We start from the raw sequence: 18,568 nt of genomic DNA on the forward strand, positions 1-18,568 counted from the left end.
GTTTATGGATTAATAAAAAATGACCCTAAGGAAATGTAACTTTGATATAGAAAATTATTCTGAACGGGGTTCCTCTTTGATGGACCACCACTGAAATTATCAACAAGCCCTTGAATTAGTACTTCGGGGGCTTTTACATTTCAACCAGAATGTGTCCCGGGCTATGACGCGCCAGTTTAAAAAACGGCCTTGCATAGGATCAACGTAAAGTTCGGGAGTTCTTACCGTTAGCTCAAGAAATTAATAGAAATTTTTATGTGGGGAATGTTTTACAACGTCTCGTATAAACGCAGTAGCGGGATTGGCGCACGGACTTTTCGGTTTATACTAGACTTTAAATTTATAAAATTACTTTTCGGTTTTGCACTTGCCCGCTATTGTGTTTATGCAATGTTGTGGGCTGTGTTTTTTTACTCTGTTTTCGTTCTGCTTGCGTTTTCCTTTTTTCTCTTTCCCGAACCATCGCAGAAAATCAATTGCGTTTAATGGTCAGGTAGAAGTTGTTTTTCTTTATTCCACTTTGACAGAAAAGTGAAGCTAACTGTTTGTTACAGGCTTCTATTTTAATATTTTATTATTTCGCTTAATTTTCCGTTAGTAAAATATAGTTTAAGCATACCAGTATATTCCCATATTTCTATTTCTCCTTTTGCATCCGTGTATGATTTTTTATTAAGAGTTATTCCATAAATATCTTTACACATTTCTTTTGTCATACCAATAGTTCCTTTTTTATTAAAAACAAGATTCCCATAATTCTGACCATATTTTTTTACAAGGCTATTTAATTTCTCTTTTCGCTCAGCTTCTGTTTTTTCACTTCGTTTTTCGGCTATATGTTTAGGGGTGAATACTTCGGAAAACCACCAACGTCCAGAATTTGACTTGGTAATATTCATTATAATCGTGTCATTTCCATTACCTAAAATTGCCATATATTTTAAATCTTGGTCTTCATTTGTTATTTCATCTCCAGGGAAAAAATTTATATCTCTACCTCTAAGTAGGCTAAACCTTCCTTTCCATTCTGTTCCTTTGTCAATATAAAGACTTCCGTTCTTTGTTGAAAGGGGGAGTTTATCAGCGCTGAAATCTTGCGTTGCAATAAATGAGGTTTTCGAAAATAAATCAGTAAGGTTTTCATAGAATGGTACGAGAACGAAAGAAATTGAAGATTCAACAACATAAACTATTTCTCCGGTCTCTTCATCTTTCAGTGTAAATAGTAAATCTGTTTCGAGAAACTCTTTGTTCCTATCATTAATTTTGGCATAAAATGGAGTTTTGCCAAGCTCTGCATCAATGCGTTCAATCTTAAAATATCTTTCATTAATAAATTCTCTTTTTAAGAGGTTAATTGTGGATTCATCCTTAAAAATATAAATATCTTTTTCTCTATAACTGTTTGAATATTTTGGGAAAAATATTTTGGAGTCATTATATCTTGAATAAAATTCTTCCTTGGTTGGTGTTTTATCTTTCGGGGGATTATACCCATAGTATTCCTCATAACTTAGGAAATTCTCATGATTTTCATACGGAGGTGCTTTTACAATTTCCTTCTCTATATTAGCTCTATCGAGAGAATTCCCCATTGTGATTTGTGATGAAACCATTGATGAACATAATAAAATAAATAATGCGCTAATAGTTTTTTTCATGGTTTTTTAATTAATGTTTTCCAATAATTGGTTTTAATTTTTTACTTAGCCTTTTTTCTAATAAAATTAAATAGTCTCGACTTTCTTGTTCAAAGAAAATTACAGTAAATGATAACTTTAAATCTTTGGTTGTTTTATTTCCCCATAGTCCAACTTGAAGTCCATGAGATTTTCTTTGTTTATGATAACCTAAATGTTGAATTAACCTACCCCATGCACAGGAAGTAACCTTTCCAACATACAAAAAAACGTTATTCTCTTTATAATTATTAATTGCAGGAGTTTTTAATGAATCATTTACTTTAATTAATTCCAAAACTTCTGTCTTACTTAATTCTTGGTTGATTTGAAAAAAATAAAGAGCGGGATAATCGTTATATTCTCTTAACGTGTCAAACATTTCTTTGAAGTTTACGTCTTGTGTAATATCATGCGTGATAAAATCTTCTGTGAAATGCTTGGAATCGATGTCAAATTTAAAGCTATTAACAATTTGTCCTTTTGTAATTGCGTCAAATATTGAAACTGCTTTTGTAGCCTCATCGCATATTAATTTTTCGATTTGTTCTTTTTGAATCATTTGTACATTTCTTTTACATTCTGACTAACGTATTATATTTAATTGTTTATTAGGTATTTACAAAACCTATAACTTCATTGGTCAAACCAAATTTATCGATTTGTTTCTTTATACGCTTCACCAATCCCAGCTTTCTTTTTTGGTCTAGGAATAGGTACCCTTCTGGATTTATATAGGGCACTGCCTTGACCACCATGTTCCAAATAATCACTGCAAGCTTTCGTGCTGTGGCACTAATGGCCGATACGCGTCCTTTTCTAAAGTTGACACGATGGAAGAAGTCACGCAATGGGGTTGATTCTTTTAAGTTCCCTATGGCATTTGCGGCATTGCGTAGCGCAATTTTTAAACGGTTGCTACCCTTGGGCACTTTGCTGGATAGCACCTTGCCACCGCTTACTTTATTGTTTGGCGCCAATCGCAACCAGCTCGCAAAGTGTTTTGCGGTTGGAAACTTCCGGATCCCTTCGATTCCCACCTCACTCATTAGTGCCAGAACTGTGGAGTAGCTCATTCCCTCTATGGCCAATAGGTCTGTTCCCTCGAACATCTGATACGACTTTAAGTTTAGGTCTATTTCCCTGGGCGTGTTTTTGTTGATCCTTTTATGGGGTTTTGGATCAATGTGGTGCTCCCGCTTGTTGTCGTCCGAACCGATGATCTCCTCGAGCATTTTTGCTATCTCCTTGTCGCACTGTCCTATTTTTAATTGCAGGTGGTCATAGGTCTCCAATTCCTGCCCAAGAGCGAATAGGTAATCCTTTCTTCCATTTGATTGCAAAGCACTGGCTATCTCCTCTTCACTTCTACGACAGTTGCCGTGCCTTAGTGACGCAAGCTTTTGCGGATCCTTTTCCCCCTGGCAAATTGCGCGAATGATCAAAAGTTCCGTAAGGCCACAGATATCCTTCACTACCACATCCAAGCGGAAATTGAGCAGTCTGAGATATTTCTGCATTTTTTTGGAGGTAGAGGCTGCCGCATGGAGCAGATTGGACCTGTGCCTGCAATAGGTGCGCAACTGCTCGGTCTGTCCATCGGGCAGGAAACTGCCGCTGAGCAGTCCCAGAGTGTGCAGCTTTTGTATCCATTGGCAGTCCATTACATCACTTTTTTTTCCTTTGATGTTCTTGGTAAACTTGCCATTGCACAGGATTACGTGAAAACCCCGAGCGACAAGAACTGCATAGAGATTTTGCCAATAAGTACCAGTACTTTCCATGGCAACAGTCATGATTTTCCTTTCATCCAACCAATCGGCCAGGGCAAAAAGATCTTGATTAAAAACGCCAAACTCGCGAACATCCGGTTCGGATTGGCCAACGGCCACCCAATGTGAGCGGCTCCCAATGTCTATTCCCGCAGCATGGGGATTGACAATTTCCATTGAAACAGTTTCTTCCATAGTTATAGAGTTTAAAATAGCTCTGAGGAGATGTGCTTTTGGCTTGTAAATATTCTGATCGGGGTTGCCCAAAGATCGGCACCGCCACTGGAGTCATCGCAAACATCTCAACCAGGATTGCGCTCGTGCTTCCCGAGGGAGCAACAGTTGAAAAATCGGCCTTGCAAAGAGCATCACTAATTTATGAAAAAAGTAAATGCGCAACGTTAGCTTTGGGAGTCAATGGTGGGGTATAGGTGGGATTACTGCTAACGTTTCGTGTATGAGCAGTGGCGTGGGCTGGCACGAACTATTGCAAACAGTTACTTGCCAGAGGAAAATCCGCAGGATTTTCCAAGTAGGCGGGAAAAAGCCATTGCTTATAGCATCTATGAAAAAGCAGCGAGTCTCGTATCTTTAAAGTTCACCAAAAACAATAAGATATGAAAACTGAACCCACTGCCCAACCAAAGTTATACATAGGCATCGATATCCACAAGAGGAGCTGGAAAGTTCATTGTGCTACAGATCTCTTTGCTGGCAAGTCGTTTGCCATGCCTCCAAAGCCTGAAGTCTTACAGGAGTATGTTTCTAAACACTTTCCTAATTATGAGGTCACTACGGCTTATGAAGCTGGCTGTTGCGGCTATTATGCGCATCGTAGTTTTATACAGTATGGATGGACCTCCCTTGTGGTCAACCCTGCCGATATCCACCGCAAGGGAAAGGAACGCTTTACTAAGACCGATAAAATAGATGCCCAGCTTATAAGCAGGGAATTAAAAGATGGTAGATTGGAAAGTATACATGTACCTGAAATTGAACGAGAACAACTGCGCAGTCTCTTTAGAAGGCGCAATGATCTGGTAAAGGATTTTAGACGCATCAAGAGCCATATCAAGATGCAGCTGCTTTATTTCGGTGTTGCCATTCCCGAGGAGTTTGACAATGATCATTGGAGCCATAAATTCCGTGGCTGGATTGACGATCAATCATTTGTTTACCCATCGGCCCGTGAGACGCTGGATAGCAGAATGCGCAGTTTTAGGTTTATCGATCAAGAACTACGAGATGTGTCTTCAAAGATTCGTGCCTATTGTCGCAAGCATTACAAGAAGGATTATTATCTCTTAAAAAGTATTCCGGGAATAGGTGGGATCGTTGCCAGCGGTATCATCTGCGAGCTTGGTGACCTGCGGCGCTTTAACAGCATAAAACATTTGGCGGGCTATGTAGGTCTGGCACCGGGGGTCCATCAAAGTGGCGACAACCAAAAGAGCACCGGTATTACAATGCGTGCCCATAGATTGATGCGCAGTTATTTTATAGAAGCATCGTGGCAGGCCATCAGGACAGATCCGATAATGCAGGCCTATTATCGCAAGCATTTGGGAAAGGACGTCAAATCAGTAATAATCAAGGTCGCGCGTAAATTACTCAGCAGGACCTTGGCGGTAATAAAAACAGAGACTCCCTATGCAATAGGAGTAATAGAATAATAATATAAACAGATAACAAAGCTCACAAAGAAGTATTCAAAACCTGTATCACAAAACAATGTAGGTGGCCTCCGCCGAAGGCGGATGGACCACATCTTTTTAGCAAGTGGCCAGGTTTATTCTAACTTATAATCATACAGATGCTGGTGACCGCGCTTAGACGATGGATCACATATAGGATGCGGAGCAAGTTATATGGTATTGAAATATTGATAATCCTTCGGAATTATCAACATTCCAACACCCCAAAATAATCATTATGAGATAATTAAAATATAAATACTATTTTTGAAGAACGGGATTAGTGCTTTTCATAGGACACATTGTTGCCCACAGTTTTTAATTCTTCATCCAGTTTATTAATTCTTTTTCGTTTACTATTGACCAAGAATGTGGATGCCTTTCTCCATTTTCCCGATAACCTCTATTTTCTGTTTTTATCAGTTCGATATTATTATAACCAAATTCGGTTTTTAATTTTTCCGACAATTTTTCAATGTAGAAGGCATTTAAGTCTTCATAATCATTATTGGCATTTTCCTTCCACCATTTTAAATCGGGTTCTGTGTAAAGTCTGATTTTTAAATTTTCTAATCCTTTGAGATTATCGATGTTTTGAGTTTCCAATGTGAACGGTGAGTTCAGTTCGTATTTGACGATACCACTCTCTAGATTTCCAAACTCATTATCTAACATTCCTTTAATCCACTTTGATTCCGCAACAGCTGGTTCGGAAAAATTAAGTTTTAAATTCTTTTCTGCGGTTTTATAAAGTCCGAAAAGGTCAACGGGCGAATCCACTATAAAAACTCCTTTTGGTTGAATTTGACTTTTGCTTTTTACGAGATAATCACTAATTATTAAGCTTACATTTCCTCCGCTCGAAAATCCGCCAACAAATATGTTCTTTTCAGATAAATTTTGTTCTCTAATTATTCCTGTTATTTTTTCCGCTAACTTTTCCTTTTCTCGCAGATTTAAATATAAACGTTCGTTTAAGTTCATTGCCAAAACTGAAAAGCCATTTTCCTTGCTAATTTCAGCAATTTTAAATTCGGACAATGTATTTTCTGCATCACACGGAAAACAAGGAAATAGAATTAAAAGTCCTTGTTGATTTTCTGCTTTGATTAGTTCAAATTCAGAGGTTTTTATTATTTCAGATGTAGCTTTTTCGGTCGGTTTATTTTTCTCGTTTTGTCCTTTGCAAGACATTGTAATCAAAGCTAAAATTATTATGTATTTCTGCATTTTTTCAAATTGTGGGCAACATGGTTATATACGAATATTTTAAAGAAGCTATGTCGTTTATATCGCCAATCCACGACACATTTATTTCCATTTAGCGAATGATCTCCTCCTAACTCGGTTTATAAATTGATTAATCAAAAGGTATAAAAAGCTTGGGGAATGGTTTCAATCGCTTTAATAAAAAAGCTCCCAGATTACTTTTTAATCTGAGAGCCTTTTATATAAACTAGAACCAACCCTTTTTTCCTACCTGGTAGGTCTGGTAGAATTCTTCATCACTTTTGGTTAGGTATATTATACCTTCAATAAGGCCAATGATACTTCCCATTCCACAAGTAACAATTGTAATAACAATTTGAATGATTCCTTCCTGAGTATAGCCGAGTATGAATTTGTGAACTCCAAAACCTCCTAGGACGATTCCCAGAATTCCCGCTAATACCTTTTTATTCTCTTGGGTATGTTGCACTTGGTTCCATCCTTCCTTAAACTCATTTGCAGTATTACTTGCCTGTCTTCTTGTGCTATCGTAACCTGTATTGTCTTGTTCTTCCATAATTAGTTTCGTCATTAGTTAATATTCCGACTAAAAATAGGAAAAAGAGACCGATTAGCAATTCTTTCGAAGTATAATTGTAGATGGTGCTAGATTACCTGAAGTCTTTTATAATCTTTTCAGCGATGGTGCGGGCCAGTCCGATTTTGCTTTCTACCGTCCATCCGGCAATATGCGGAGTCAATAGCACATTCTCCATATTAAAAAGTTCCTTGAGTGCAGTGGGGAAATTATCGGAATCAAAGAGGGTTTCGAAAGAGGATTTTTCATATTCCAAAACATCCAAACCAGCTCCCAGAATCTTTCCGGATTGCAGGGCATTAACCAAATCGACTGTGACCACACTTTTTCCGCGGGCGGTATTTATCAACCAAAATGGTTTTAAGAAGGAATTGATAAAATTGGAATCTACCATTTTGTCCGTTAGGAGAGTCCAAGGAGTGTGAAGACTTAGCACATCGGCTTGTTGTTGTAATTCTTTTAAAGAAACTTGTTTGGCATTTTCATCTCCCACATTATTCTTGATGTCGTAACATAGAACTGTGCAATCAAATCCGCGCAGTTTTTTGGCGAAAGATTTGCCCATATTTCCATAGCCGATAATCCCCACGGTTTTACCATCGAGTTCCACTCCGCGATTTGCTTCGCGGTTCCATTGACCATTTTTTACTTCTCGATCGGCTTTGTTGAGATTGTTGAATAAAGAAAGTAACATGCCCAAAGCATGTTCGCCAACGGCATTTCTGTTTCCCTCGGGAGCGGCGATCAGGTCAATTCCGAGTTCCTCGGCATATTCGATATCAATACTTTCCAGTCCAGCGCCTACTCTGGCAATAAATTTTAAATTTTTTCCGGCATCCAAAAATTGGCGGTCGATATTAAATCGACTTCGGATTATGATTCCGTCATAATCTGGAATTATTCTTTCTACTTCTGTTTTGCTAGCCTTAAAATTTTCGACATTTTGGAAACCTGCTTTTTCAAGCATTTCGATCAATAAGTGATGATTGCTGTCAATATGAAGAACTTTCATGGTAGAAAAGATTAATTCGGATTGTTGGGATTGGATTGGGGATAGGCAAGGTGTTCCTTTTCGGAGAGGTGGGAAATTTTATAAAAATTTTCTTTGCCATTGAACAAATAGCCAAGCACTGCTTCATTCTTATTTAGCTCAAAGGGAAAGTTTCCAGAGGGTGTATTCGCAGCTTCTTTTACTGGATCAATATCCATTACAATATCATTTCGAGAAGAATTGGGAAAATCTGCGGTATATTCCCGTGGGTTTGCAGAGGATTTTTGAGCCTTAATAATCTGGTTTTGGAAATAGATATTCTTTATCACCACATTTGGTTCCATGCTCCTAAAAGTAAGATGAACTTTTGTTCCAGAACCACCTTCTTCAATACCGGCTACCCATTTTTGGAAATAAGCATTTTCAATAGTGAATGGTGGATTTTCTTCGAATATCATTTTATCATCGGCGATTTTGCTACTCCCACAACTTCCTATTCCAATAGAAAGAATAAAGAGAGGTATAAAAAGATAAGAGGTTTTTAAGAGATCAAGCATAAGTTGAAAGTATTAACGACTTCTAAAAGAACTGAGAAGATCTATTATCCCAATTTAAACAACTCCATTAGGTTCCACCCATTTGAAATAGTGGGTATCCACGGGTACTTTTACTCTTTCAGCAATACGAAGCATTCTAGAGGGAAGTTTGATCAAATAATCTCTTGCTTTTTCAGCGTCATCGGTTAAATTGGACATTTTGGAAATTTCCCAATGGGCATTCAATTTTTCCAAAATATCGATATAATCATAAGTTGTATAAACTCCCAAGCGTTGCGCGGCATTACTGAAGTCATCAAAAGCTGAAGCCATTTTTCCACCGCTCTGTCTAAGATTTTGGGCAGGCATGATTATTTTTTTCTGCATCATATCTGCAAAAGCTAGCATCATTTCGCTTGTGTCGTATTCAAATATGGTTTTTACAAAATGACGATAGGCTAAATGGTGGCGCATTTCATCCCCAGCAATGATATTGCACATTTTGGCAAGCATTTTATTCCCTTTATCTTTTGCAATCTTCGCCACTCGTTTATGGGAAATATTGGTTGCCAATTCCTGAAAACTGGTATAGACAAAATTTCGATAAGGATCCCGTCCTGTACCAACCTCAAATCCATCGTTAATTAAGTGGTGTGTAGTAATTTCGACCTCCCTCATATTTACTCTACCGGATAAATAAAGGTATTTATTCAAAGTATCTCCATGACGGTTTTCCTCTCCCGTCCATTGGCGGATCCACTTGCTCCAACCGTTTCGGCCATGCTGATCCACTCCTTCCATATCCATCAACCAACTTTCGTAGGTTGGCAATGCTTCCTCGGTTACCATATCACCCACAAGCACAATCCAGAAATCATAGCCCAATTCCTTCGCTTCCTCACGAAGTTGGGTTACCTCATCCATATAGTTTTCTTTTTGGAAATTAGGCAACATATCTGTTGGCTGCCAGATTTCCTCTACAGGTAAAAGGTATTTGTCAATATAATTATCGACTTCCTTTTCAACCGTTTGCATAACTTCCAATCTGATGTTCTTAAGTGCCATAATTTTCTTTTAGGGGATTTACAAATATAGGTAGGAGAGGGCTTATTTAGTAATAAAAAAGTCTTAATTCCTACCTTTTTCATTAGGGTAGAGCAAATGCACGGGATCGCTTTGCCAAATTTGTTTGGTATCCACATCGAGCATGGATAATGAACCCTTATAAGCAGCACCGGTGTCGACATTCCAGACGTTGGCAAAATTAGCAGGCTTGTCATATCCCACGCGGGTTACGGGAGTATGACCGATAAATATTTCTTTGAAAAGTTTTAGTCTTTTTGGAAATCTGTTATCATTTTCAGAAATGCTTATGTCCATCGCGCAAGCCATCTCCCATAAGGTTCTATCCCAATAGACCAAGTTGGGATAATATTCGTATTCAGGACCCGCTTGATTTGTAAATCCCGCATGAACGAAAAGGCGGTTTTCGGAATCGATATGGTAATTGACCAGATTCTCAAAAAACCTTCTGTGTATTTCCTTCAGTCCTCTTGAAATATTCATGTAGCTTTTAACGCTTGTTTCTCCGCCTTGCGATAGCCACATAGGATTGGATTCTCCAGAAGCTAAATATTTATAAAACAGTTCGTCATGGTTTCCACGAATAAAAACGCATTCATTTTTGTGCGAAAAATCTATTAAAAATGAAATTACCTCGACGGTTTCACTCCATCCATCCACATAATCCCCAACAAAAATATACTTTGTTTTAGCAGGAAGATCTGCTCTTTCAATCAATTGGGTCAAAGCTCTAAACCCACCATGGATGTCTCCTATTACTACTGTTCTCATTCGGAAAATATAATCAATTCCTTATTTCCAACAGTTAATAATTTTATAATTCTCTCAGGTTCGCATAACCTTTAATAGTAAAATTTTAAATTACTCTCTGATGAATTTCAATGAATATTTATCTGCTTCAGAAGTAATAACCTGCATAAAATATATTCCAGGATTTAATTGTGACACGTCGATTTCTTGGGAAACGTTTTCTAAGGATTGAACTAATTTTCCTTCAACCGAAAAAATTTGGATATGTTCTACATCCGAAGAAATACCCCTTAAATATATTTTATTCGAGGTGGGATTGGGATAAATTACTAATTTTTCAAATGAATTTGAAGGAGTGGAAAGCACTTCGCATTCTTCAGTTACGCGAGCATATCTGGCTTCCTGTAATAGACATCCAGCCATACAATCATATGCATAAAGAATAAAAGTAAATAAGTCTCCATCCACTATAATATCGCAGACTTCGATGGGGCGGTTATCGATATAATAAGGAATTCCAGTGTAATTAAAGCGAACGGACATGTCAGAAATATTGACTGTAGCCCTGTCTATAGTTTCAATTGCCTCAAAGTCATCAATCAAGGCATACATATTCAAGAAATCGAAATTAGTTTCCAAATGGAAATGGGTGCATTCACAAGTTGGCAAAACGATATAATTAAAAATGGAAAGTTGATATTGTGCCATCAAATTATCCAATGCGGGGATACCCGAAATGCCAGTATTCTTAAAATCCTCAATCCATGGAACATCATTAGCTACTCGGATAATAATTTTTTTGTATTCAATTTGGTAATTATATTCCGAATTAACGTGAATTTTAAAATCGTTGAAAATAGAGTCTACAACCGAACTGTTAAAAGGATTTTCGTATAAGGCCGACAACCGTTCCAGATATGGAATATAGCGCGTCTCGGGAAGGAAAGGGATCTAAAGTATCGCTTCTAATCTCTCGCATAGCCAAAAGCTGTGCGTCCAACTTATAGTTATCTTGAATAAATGGATTTATAGAGCATTGGGAAAACCCCTCAAATCCTAAAATCGCAAGAAGTAGAAGAAGTATAGTTTTTTTTCATAACCTATAAAGTTTAGATCTTCCTAAGATACGATAAAATTAATTATAACTCACCTTCCTCAATATCCGTAGCGATTCCTTTGAAAGCTGATAAGCTGCTGAATTATACTCTCTTAAAAACTCTTTAGCTTCCTGAAGTTTCTCTTTTGCATCCTCAAATCCGTTTAAAAAACAAATTAAATACGTGGAGGGAAGATGCTGTAAATCTTTGCTTTCAGAAGAATTTAAAGGGACTTTCCTTTTAAGTTTTTCCAATATTGAATTGTTGGCATTATAAATATGAAAAAGTGTTTTTTTATTGAATTGAGGTGGCTCAAAAAGCAATTTCGAATCCATTTGATACGACCCGTTTTCTTGGAAATGAATTGTTACCTCTTCCAACGGATAATATTTAAATTGATCATTTAGCCCCAAATGCACATATTCTACCATTTGAAAATAATCATCCGTATAGCTTATGGTAATCTCATCCAAAGCCGAATAAAAAAGGCGTACTTGTTCATTGATAAGTTCAATATCCACACGGGAATAATAAGTTTCATCCTTAACTCTTTTAGGATTTCCCGCCCAACACAAAACGAATTGTTCCTTAAAAACTTTGTAGTGGCTTTCAAAGTCCTTGTGGCGATTATTGATAAAATCAAGAACGCCGTCCAAGGTCATTTCGATATTGTTTTTTGCCGCATTTTCTATCGATTTTACAATTTCGGAATTGACATCTTTTATTTCAATATCAAAAGTCTTGGGCATTGAGATGCTGCCATCGCGAAGAAAAATAGACCCGCCCCAATATTTCCATATATTTTTTCGAAGTGAAGTAATTTTTCCGTTGGGCCTTATGGTTACCAAACCCAACACTTTATCGGATGGCAAATTTGGAAAGGCAACGTTTTCATAAGAAATTAAGGACGGATTGGTTAAATACGCATTTATAAGATTCTGTATTTTGCTATCGTCAAAGAAATCGGTCCCGATAATTTCATTGGTTTCATCTTCAACTCCGATTACAATAAACGAATTGTTCGCCGGATTGCTATTGCTCAGGGCACAGATATGTTTTAAAAATTTTGCCTTACCCTCTTTTGTTCCAAGATCTATTTTTCGCTTTTTATCATAGAAACTGCTCTCGTCATTGTGGGCGAGTAGGTTTTTGATAAGAAGGCGTTTATTGATCATATTTTATTGTTTCAGGTTTCAGGTTTAATGTTTGTCTGAATAGTAGTCTTTTAGGTTATAAATTTCCAAGGTGTGCTAATCATATTTGTAGCCTTTTCTGTGGGAGTTCTTTAAATATTTCTAGTGAGTTGCCAAATTTGTAAATCCTCAAATTTCTCAATTTTAGCCATAATCTTATTTTCAAAATTTAAACATTTAACAAGCAACTTTTAACCTGCATCGTCATTCAACCTGTAATTTTTAACTTGTAACCTTATTTACAATTGTCGAGGACGCTTGATCCAAACACATCACGGTTAAATCGGCAATATTCACGTGTGGCGGACGGGTTACGGCAAACCATATAATGTCCGCAATATCTTCTGGTTTTAAGGGAGTGAAACCTTGGTACACTTTTTCGGCTCGTTCATTGTCTCCTTTAAATCGGACTTCGCTGAATTCCGTTTCCACAAGTCCTGGGTTTATGGCTCCCACTTTTATACCTTTTCCATTCAAGTCAATTCGCATTCCCTGATTGAGGGCATCCACGGCAAATTTGCTGGCGCAATACACATTTCCTTTAGGATAAACTTCCTTGCCGGCAGTGCTTCCGATGTTAATGATGTGTCCCGATTTGCGTTCAATCATGTTTGGTAAAATGGCGTTGGTTACATATAATAACCCTTTCACATTAATGTCCAACATTGCATCCCAATCCTCCGTTTTTCCCTCGTCTATTGTGTCCAATCCGTGGGCATTGCCGGCGTTGTTTATCAGAATGTCTATGTCTGAAAAATTTGCTGGAATTGATTTTATTGCCCACTCAACTTTCTCCTTGTCACGTACGTCAAAATTGAGGATAATGACTTCCGTGATTGCTGAAAGTTCTTCAGAAAGTTTTTGGAGCCGTTCCTCGCGCCTTCCGCAGATTATTATCCTGATTCCGTTTTGTGCAAAAAGTCTTGCTGTTGCTCTCCCAATTCCGGAAGTGGCTCCCGTTATAATTGCAGTTTTATTATTTTTCATATATATTCTTATTTTAGTTTTTAGGGTTAAAACTTCTGATGTGCAGAAAATGAATTTAAATTGTTCGGGATACTATTTTTCTTTTTAAAATTACTATTTCTTCCGAAAAATTATTTCAATTTCTAGGATTAAGGAATTTTTAATGAAAACGCTATTTTTTTGGCTGAACTTTAAAGTTTTAGCATTCTACATTTAACCAATTATTAACAAGGTTTTTAGCAATTTATGTACAATTTGCAGCGTCTTTTTACAGAGCATTCTACATTGAATCTAAATACAGTATGGAAAATACAAATTCGACCTTTGACATTGGGGCATTAAATGAAAAGATTGAAAGAGAAAGTGCATTTGTGGACATTCTTTCAATGGAAATGAACAAAGTAATCGTTGGCCAAAAACATATGGTGGAACGATTGATGATCGGTCTATTGGGCCAGGGCCATATTCTTTTGGAAGGAGTTCCAGGCTTGGCCAAAACCCTTGCCATAAATACCTTATCGAAAGCAGTTCACGGTACCTTTAGCCGAATCCAATTTACGCCGGATTTACTACCTGCCGACGTTATAGGAACTCTTATTTACAACATGAAACTTAACGATTTCAGCATTAAAAAGGGTCCTATTTTTGCCAATTTTGTACTTGCTGATGAGATTAACCGTGCGCCAGCCAAAGTGCAATCTGCACTGTTGGAGGCGATGCAGGAGAAACAAGTTACTATCGGCGATACTACTTTTAAACTGGATAAGCCATTTTTGGTTATGGCTACCCAAAACCCAATCGAACAGGAAGGTACTTACCCACTGCCGGAAGCGCAAGTGGACCGTTTTATGCTAAAAACGGTAATAAAATATCCCCAGCTGAACGAAGAACAACTTATTATCCGTCAGAACCTGAAAGAAGAATACGAGCAGGTAAATCCCGTGGCAACTTTGGAGCAGATAAAAAGAGCACAAGCAGCCGTGCGGGAGGTTTATATGGACGAAAAGATAGAAAAGTATATTCTCGATATAATCTTTGCCACTCGGACCCCAGAAAACTTCGGACTTGCCGATATTAAGCCACTAATCAATTTTGGCGCCTCTCCACGTGGAAGTATAAACCTCGCAATAGCTTCAAAATGCTATGCCTTTATCCGCCGTCGTGGTTATGTTGTACCCGAGGATGTTCGCGCAGTGGTTAACGACGTATTGCGCCACAGAATCGGTATAACCTACGAAGCCGAAGCCGAAAACATTACTTCCGAAGATCTTATCAACAAGATCGTGAATGTTATTGAAGTACCGTAGTCCCCCAAACCCCTACCTACCTGCCCCTTCGGCAGGAAGGCCTAGAGGGGGCTTCCAGATTGTGAAAAAATGAAAATATTTAAGGAAAATCGAAATTTAAAAGTCCTCCCCTCTGGGGAGGACTTAGATGGGGAAAATGGATACTAAAGAACTTCTTCAAAAAGTACGGAAAATCGAAATCAAAACGCGTCGGCTTAGCGACAACGTTTTTGGTGGCGAATACCATAGTACTTTTAAAGGTCGAGGGATGACTTTTAGCGAAGTGCGCCAATATCAATTTGGTGATGATGTCCGGAATATAGATTGGAACGTTACCGCCCGATACAGCGAGCCCTTTGTAAAAGTTTTTGAAGAAGAGCGCGAGCTCACTCTTATGCTTTTGGTTGACATTAGCGGTTCGGAATTTTTTGGTACCCAAGAACAGTTTAAGAATGAAATTATTACTGAAATAGCAGCAACGCTGGCTTTTTCGGCTATGCAGAATAACGATAAAACGGGATTGATTCTTTTTTCGGATGAAATTGAGCTTTACATTCCTCCTAAAAAAGGAAAATCCCATGTGTTGCGAATCATACGTGAGCTGTTGGAATTTGAACCAAAAAGCAACAGAACAGACATTGCCAACGCCCTAAAGTTTTTGAGTAATGTTATGAAGAAGAAGGCGATCGTATTTGTCCTCTCAGATTTTATCGATGATAATTATCGGGATACGCTAAGGATTGCTGCTAAAAAACACGATTTAACCGGAATTCGGGTTTATGATAAGGCTGAAGAAACCATTCCAAATTTGGGAATGGTGCAAATGGAGGATCAAGAAACGGGAGAATTGATTTTGGTAAATACAGGTTCTAAAAGTGTGCGGAATCATTATTACGCATATCACCGAGAGCGGATAGATTACTTTGTGGATTCATTTACCAAAAGTGGAGCAGGAGCCTTGAGCTGCCGTGTGGATGAAAGTTATGTGAAAAAATTACTTGGTTATTTTAAGAGACGTTGATAGACGAGATTTTAGATGTTAGAGGTTAGATTAAATATGAATTTTATATATAGAAATTTTAATTTTCAGGGGAAGTTACTTCTCTGTTCTCTTATCTTTTTTCTCTATTCTTCCATTTCCTTTTCACAAATAACAACTTCGGTCGATTCTACAAAGATTCGAATTGGTGAAGAAATACTTTATTCCATTGGTGTAGATGCGGATTCAACTGATATGGTCGTTTTTCCAGAAGAGCAGACTTTCGCTCCTTTGGAAATGATTGAATCCTATAAAGTGGATACTACTTTCGAAGCCTCAAAATACCACTTAATTAAGAAATATGGGCTTACCCAATTTGACAGCGGACATTACACAATTCCCCCTCAGCGAATTCTTATCAATAATAAACCATTTTATACCGATTCTATAAAGGTTGAGGTAAATGATGTGGTTGTTGATACGGCCAAGCAGAAGATGTTTGATATTAAGCCAGCCGTGGAAGTGCAGGGTCCGCCTTTTAATTGGAAGCAGGTTTTATATTGGGTGGTGCCACTGATTTTATTAGTTCTGCTGGGTATTTATCTTTTCAGAAGAAAAAAACGAAGAGATGCTGCTGAAAAGCAATTGCCACCCTACGAAGAAGCGATTGTAGCATTAAAAAAACTGGATAATTCCCAACTTCTTCAGGAGAATAAAAGCAAGGAATACTATAGCAGTTTAACCGAAATAGTTAAACGCTATCTAGATCGTGAAGTGGACGAATCTGCAATGGAAAGTACTAGCGACGAATTGATCACTCGCTTGATGATGCATAAGGAGGCCGGAAATTTCGATTTCGATAACGAAACAATCCGAAGACTGGATATGATTTTCAAACGTGCGGATTTGGTGAAATTTGCCAAAATGAATCAGCTGGCCGGACAGGCAGAAGTGGACCGAAAAACCATTGAAGAGATAATTAATGAAACTCACGAGGTAATTCCGGAGCCAACAGAAGAAGAGCTTCTTAAAAATGAGGAATATCTTGAAAAACTAAGAAAAAGACGCCAAAGAAGGAAATGGATATTGGGGATTTCCGGAATTGTGGTTGCTGTGATCTTGGCTGGAGTTGTGTACGGAAGCCTCACAGGATTTGATAATCTGAAAGACAAACTTTTTGGGAATGATCTTAGGGAACTCGCCGAAGGTACTTGGATAAAAAGTGAATATGGATTTCCGGCGGTTATTATAGAAACTCCCAAAGTGTTGGTAAGGGCCGAAGCACCGGTAACAAATGCCGCTAATAGCGCCATAAGCAGGAAAGATATTTTTACTTATGGTAAAATGACTTCCGATTTTTACATAATGGTTTCCACCATTCAATTTCAACAAAAAAATGACATTGCCCTAGATACCGCTCTTGATTCGGTCCTTGATGATCTAGAACAGAGCGGAGCAAAAAATATGGTCGTGAAGCGGGATGATTTTGAAACGGATAAGGGCATCAAGGGACTAAGAGCCCACGGTGATTTCAACGTTCAAGTTTCTGACAAAAAGATTCAGGACCAAAAAAGCTCTTATGAATTGTTACTATTCGCCCAAGAAAATGGGTTGCAGGAAGTGTTGATCGTATTTCAGGATGACGGTAAGTACGCGAAAGAAATAATCAAAAGAATAGAAGCTTCCATAGAGCTTGAAATAACTCAGAAAGATGGGAAGTAATTTCGAATTTGTAAATCCGCAGTTTTTCTGGTTGTTCCTATTACTTCCAGTGCTTATTCTATGGTATCTATGGAAACGAAAAAAGCAAACCGCTACTTTAAAAATCTCCAGCATTCAAGGGTTTAAAACTGGAAAGAACTGGCTTGCCAGATTAAAACCTGTTTTGTTTGCTCTCAGGCTCTTAGCGCTTTCGGCAATAATTGTTGCAATGGCTAGACCCAGAACGGTAGATGAAACCACAAAAACGAAAACCACTCGCGGTATAGACATTGTAATGGCAATGGACCTTTCAGCAAGTATGTTGGCGAGAGATTTAAAACCAAACAGACTGGAAGCTCTAAAAACAACCGTTGCACATTTTATCAAAGGTCGTCCAAATGACAGAATAGGACTGGTTGAATATGCTGGTGAGAGTTATACCCGAACGCCATTAACCAGTGATAAAAACTTATTGCTTTCCTCTCTAAAGAGTATGGAATACAACACTACAATTGAAGGTGGCACTGCAATTGGATCTGGTCTGGCAACCGCTGTAAACCGTTTAAAAGATAGTCGTGCCAAGAGTAAGGTTATTATTCTTTTAACCGACGGTGTTAATAATACGGGCTTTATAGATCCTAAGATTGCAAGTGAATTGGCCGTAGAATTTGGAATTAAAGTTTACACCATTGGAATCGGGACTAACGGTATGGCAATGTCGCCTATTGCTATTCGGCCAGACGGCGGATTCCAATATGGAAATGTACCTGTAGAAATTGATGAGCAATTGATGAAGGATATTGCCAAAAGAACCGGAGGTCAATATTTTAGAGCAACCGACAACCAAAAATTGGAAAAGATTTATGATGAAATAAATAAATTGGAAAAAACAGACATTGAAGAATTCAAATACACAAATTATAACGAAATGTTCCGCCAATGGGTCATTTTAGGCTTGATATTGATCGGTTTCGAGTTCCTATTGCGGATTTCATTATTTAGAGGATTTTTATAAACGAACGATTAACCATTAA

At 37.9% G+C, this 18,568-nt stretch carries 18 protein-coding genes; 6 read left to right on the forward strand and 12 right to left on the reverse strand.

The features are described from left to right. Positions 1 to 563: 563 nt before the first annotated feature. The 3 genes from EI546_RS11500 to EI546_RS11510 are packed head-to-tail and all read right to left on the reverse strand — an operon-like array spanning position 564 to position 3,646. Positions 564 to 1,661, reverse strand: coding sequence for a hypothetical protein (locus EI546_RS11500; protein WP_128250670.1), 1,098 nt, complete (start codon positions 1,659 to 1,661; stop codon positions 564 to 566). A gap of 10 nt (positions 1,662 to 1,671) precedes the next feature. Continuing rightward, the gene (locus tag EI546_RS11505; protein WP_128250671.1) at positions 1,672 to 2,241 is read right to left on the reverse strand and encodes a hypothetical protein; all 570 of its coding nucleotides are present in this window, start codon (positions 2,239 to 2,241) and stop codon (positions 1,672 to 1,674) included. 49 nt (positions 2,242 to 2,290) lie between these two features. Next, the gene (locus EI546_RS11510; protein ID WP_128250672.1) at positions 2,291 to 3,646 is read right to left on the reverse strand and encodes an IS110 family RNA-guided transposase; all 1,356 of its coding nucleotides are present in this window, start codon (positions 3,644 to 3,646) and stop codon (positions 2,291 to 2,293) included. A 196-nt stretch (positions 3,647 to 3,842) separates the two neighbouring features. On the opposite strand from EI546_RS11510, the gene EI546_RS11515 reads away from it, so the two are divergent. Beyond that, positions 3,843 to 4,046 (forward strand): hypothetical protein, encoded by a 204-nt coding sequence (locus EI546_RS11515; RefSeq protein WP_128250673.1) that lies wholly within the window; start codon positions 3,843 to 3,845, stop codon positions 4,044 to 4,046. Between the two features lie 22 nt (positions 4,047 to 4,068). Then, on the forward strand, positions 4,069 to 5,124 hold the full coding sequence (locus EI546_RS11520) for an IS110 family RNA-guided transposase (RefSeq protein WP_128250674.1): 1,056 nt from the start codon (positions 4,069 to 4,071) through the stop codon (positions 5,122 to 5,124). A 339-nt stretch (positions 5,125 to 5,463) separates the two neighbouring features. Here EI546_RS11520 and EI546_RS11525 read toward each other — a convergent pair whose 3' ends face one another. The 9 genes from EI546_RS11525 to EI546_RS11565 form a co-directional block, all read right to left on the reverse strand. Then, positions 5,464 to 6,375 carry a hypothetical protein gene (locus EI546_RS11525; protein ID WP_128250675.1) on the reverse strand — a complete coding sequence of 304 codons (912 nt, stop codon included), beginning with the start codon at positions 6,373 to 6,375 and terminating at the stop codon, positions 5,464 to 5,466. Positions 6,376 to 6,601: 226 nt separating this feature from the next. Then, entirely contained in the window at positions 6,602 to 6,946 is a 345-nt protein-coding gene (locus tag EI546_RS11530) for a TM2 domain-containing protein (RefSeq protein ID WP_240673105.1), read from the reverse strand. 79 nt (positions 6,947 to 7,025) lie between these two features. Then, the gene (locus EI546_RS11535; RefSeq protein WP_128250676.1) at positions 7,026 to 7,964 is read right to left on the reverse strand and encodes a 2-hydroxyacid dehydrogenase; all 939 of its coding nucleotides are present in this window, start codon (positions 7,962 to 7,964) and stop codon (positions 7,026 to 7,028) included. 11 nt (positions 7,965 to 7,975) lie between these two features. Continuing rightward, positions 7,976 to 8,500: a hypothetical protein gene (locus EI546_RS11540; RefSeq protein ID WP_128250677.1), complete on the reverse strand. Its 525-nt coding sequence runs from the start codon at positions 8,498 to 8,500 to the stop codon at positions 7,976 to 7,978. 54 nt (positions 8,501 to 8,554) lie between these two features. Continuing rightward, complete coding sequence (locus EI546_RS11545; RefSeq protein ID WP_128250678.1) at positions 8,555 to 9,544, reverse strand: acyl-ACP desaturase; 990 nt, start codon at positions 9,542 to 9,544, stop codon at positions 8,555 to 8,557. A gap of 63 nt (positions 9,545 to 9,607) precedes the next feature. Beyond that, entirely contained in the window at positions 9,608 to 10,333 is a 726-nt protein-coding gene (locus tag EI546_RS11550; RefSeq protein WP_128250679.1) for a metallophosphoesterase family protein, read from the reverse strand. 90 nt (positions 10,334 to 10,423) lie between these two features. Next, a complete protein-coding gene (locus tag EI546_RS11555; protein ID WP_128250680.1) occupies positions 10,424 to 11,218 on the reverse strand; it encodes a T9SS type A sorting domain-containing protein in 795 nt (264 codons plus the stop codon). A gap of 229 nt (positions 11,219 to 11,447) precedes the next feature. Further along, the gene (locus tag EI546_RS11560; protein ID WP_128250681.1) at positions 11,448 to 12,584 is read right to left on the reverse strand and encodes an ATP-binding protein; all 1,137 of its coding nucleotides are present in this window, start codon (positions 12,582 to 12,584) and stop codon (positions 11,448 to 11,450) included. Positions 12,585 to 12,824: 240 nt separating this feature from the next. Then, positions 12,825 to 13,589 (reverse strand): SDR family NAD(P)-dependent oxidoreductase, encoded by a 765-nt coding sequence (locus EI546_RS11565; protein WP_128250682.1) that lies wholly within the window; start codon positions 13,587 to 13,589, stop codon positions 12,825 to 12,827. Between the two features lie 281 nt (positions 13,590 to 13,870). Here EI546_RS11565 and EI546_RS11570 point away from each other — a divergent pair, with 281 nt between their 5' ends. The 4 genes from EI546_RS11570 (at position 13,871) to EI546_RS11585 (ending at position 18,549) form a co-directional block, all read left to right on the forward strand. After that, positions 13,871 to 14,875: an AAA family ATPase gene (locus EI546_RS11570; protein WP_128250683.1), complete on the forward strand. Its 1,005-nt coding sequence runs from the start codon at positions 13,871 to 13,873 to the stop codon at positions 14,873 to 14,875. Positions 14,876 to 15,011: 136 nt separating this feature from the next. After that, positions 15,012 to 15,875 (forward strand): DUF58 domain-containing protein, encoded by an 864-nt coding sequence (locus tag EI546_RS11575; RefSeq protein WP_128250684.1) that lies wholly within the window; start codon positions 15,012 to 15,014, stop codon positions 15,873 to 15,875. Between the two features lie 36 nt (positions 15,876 to 15,911). Beyond that, positions 15,912 to 17,555: a DUF4381 domain-containing protein gene (locus tag EI546_RS11580; RefSeq protein WP_128250685.1), complete on the forward strand. Its 1,644-nt coding sequence runs from the start codon at positions 15,912 to 15,914 to the stop codon at positions 17,553 to 17,555. Beyond that, entirely contained in the window at positions 17,545 to 18,549 is a 1,005-nt protein-coding gene (locus EI546_RS11585) for a vWA domain-containing protein (protein WP_128250686.1), read from the forward strand. Before EI546_RS11580 ends, EI546_RS11585 begins: the two co-directional genes overlap by 11 nt. The last annotated feature ends 19 nt before the right edge of the window (positions 18,550 to 18,568 follow it).

Source organism: Aequorivita sp. H23M31 (assembly GCF_004022485.1).
Classification (GTDB): Bacteria; Bacteroidota; Bacteroidia; order Flavobacteriales; family Flavobacteriaceae; genus Aequorivita; species Aequorivita ciconiae.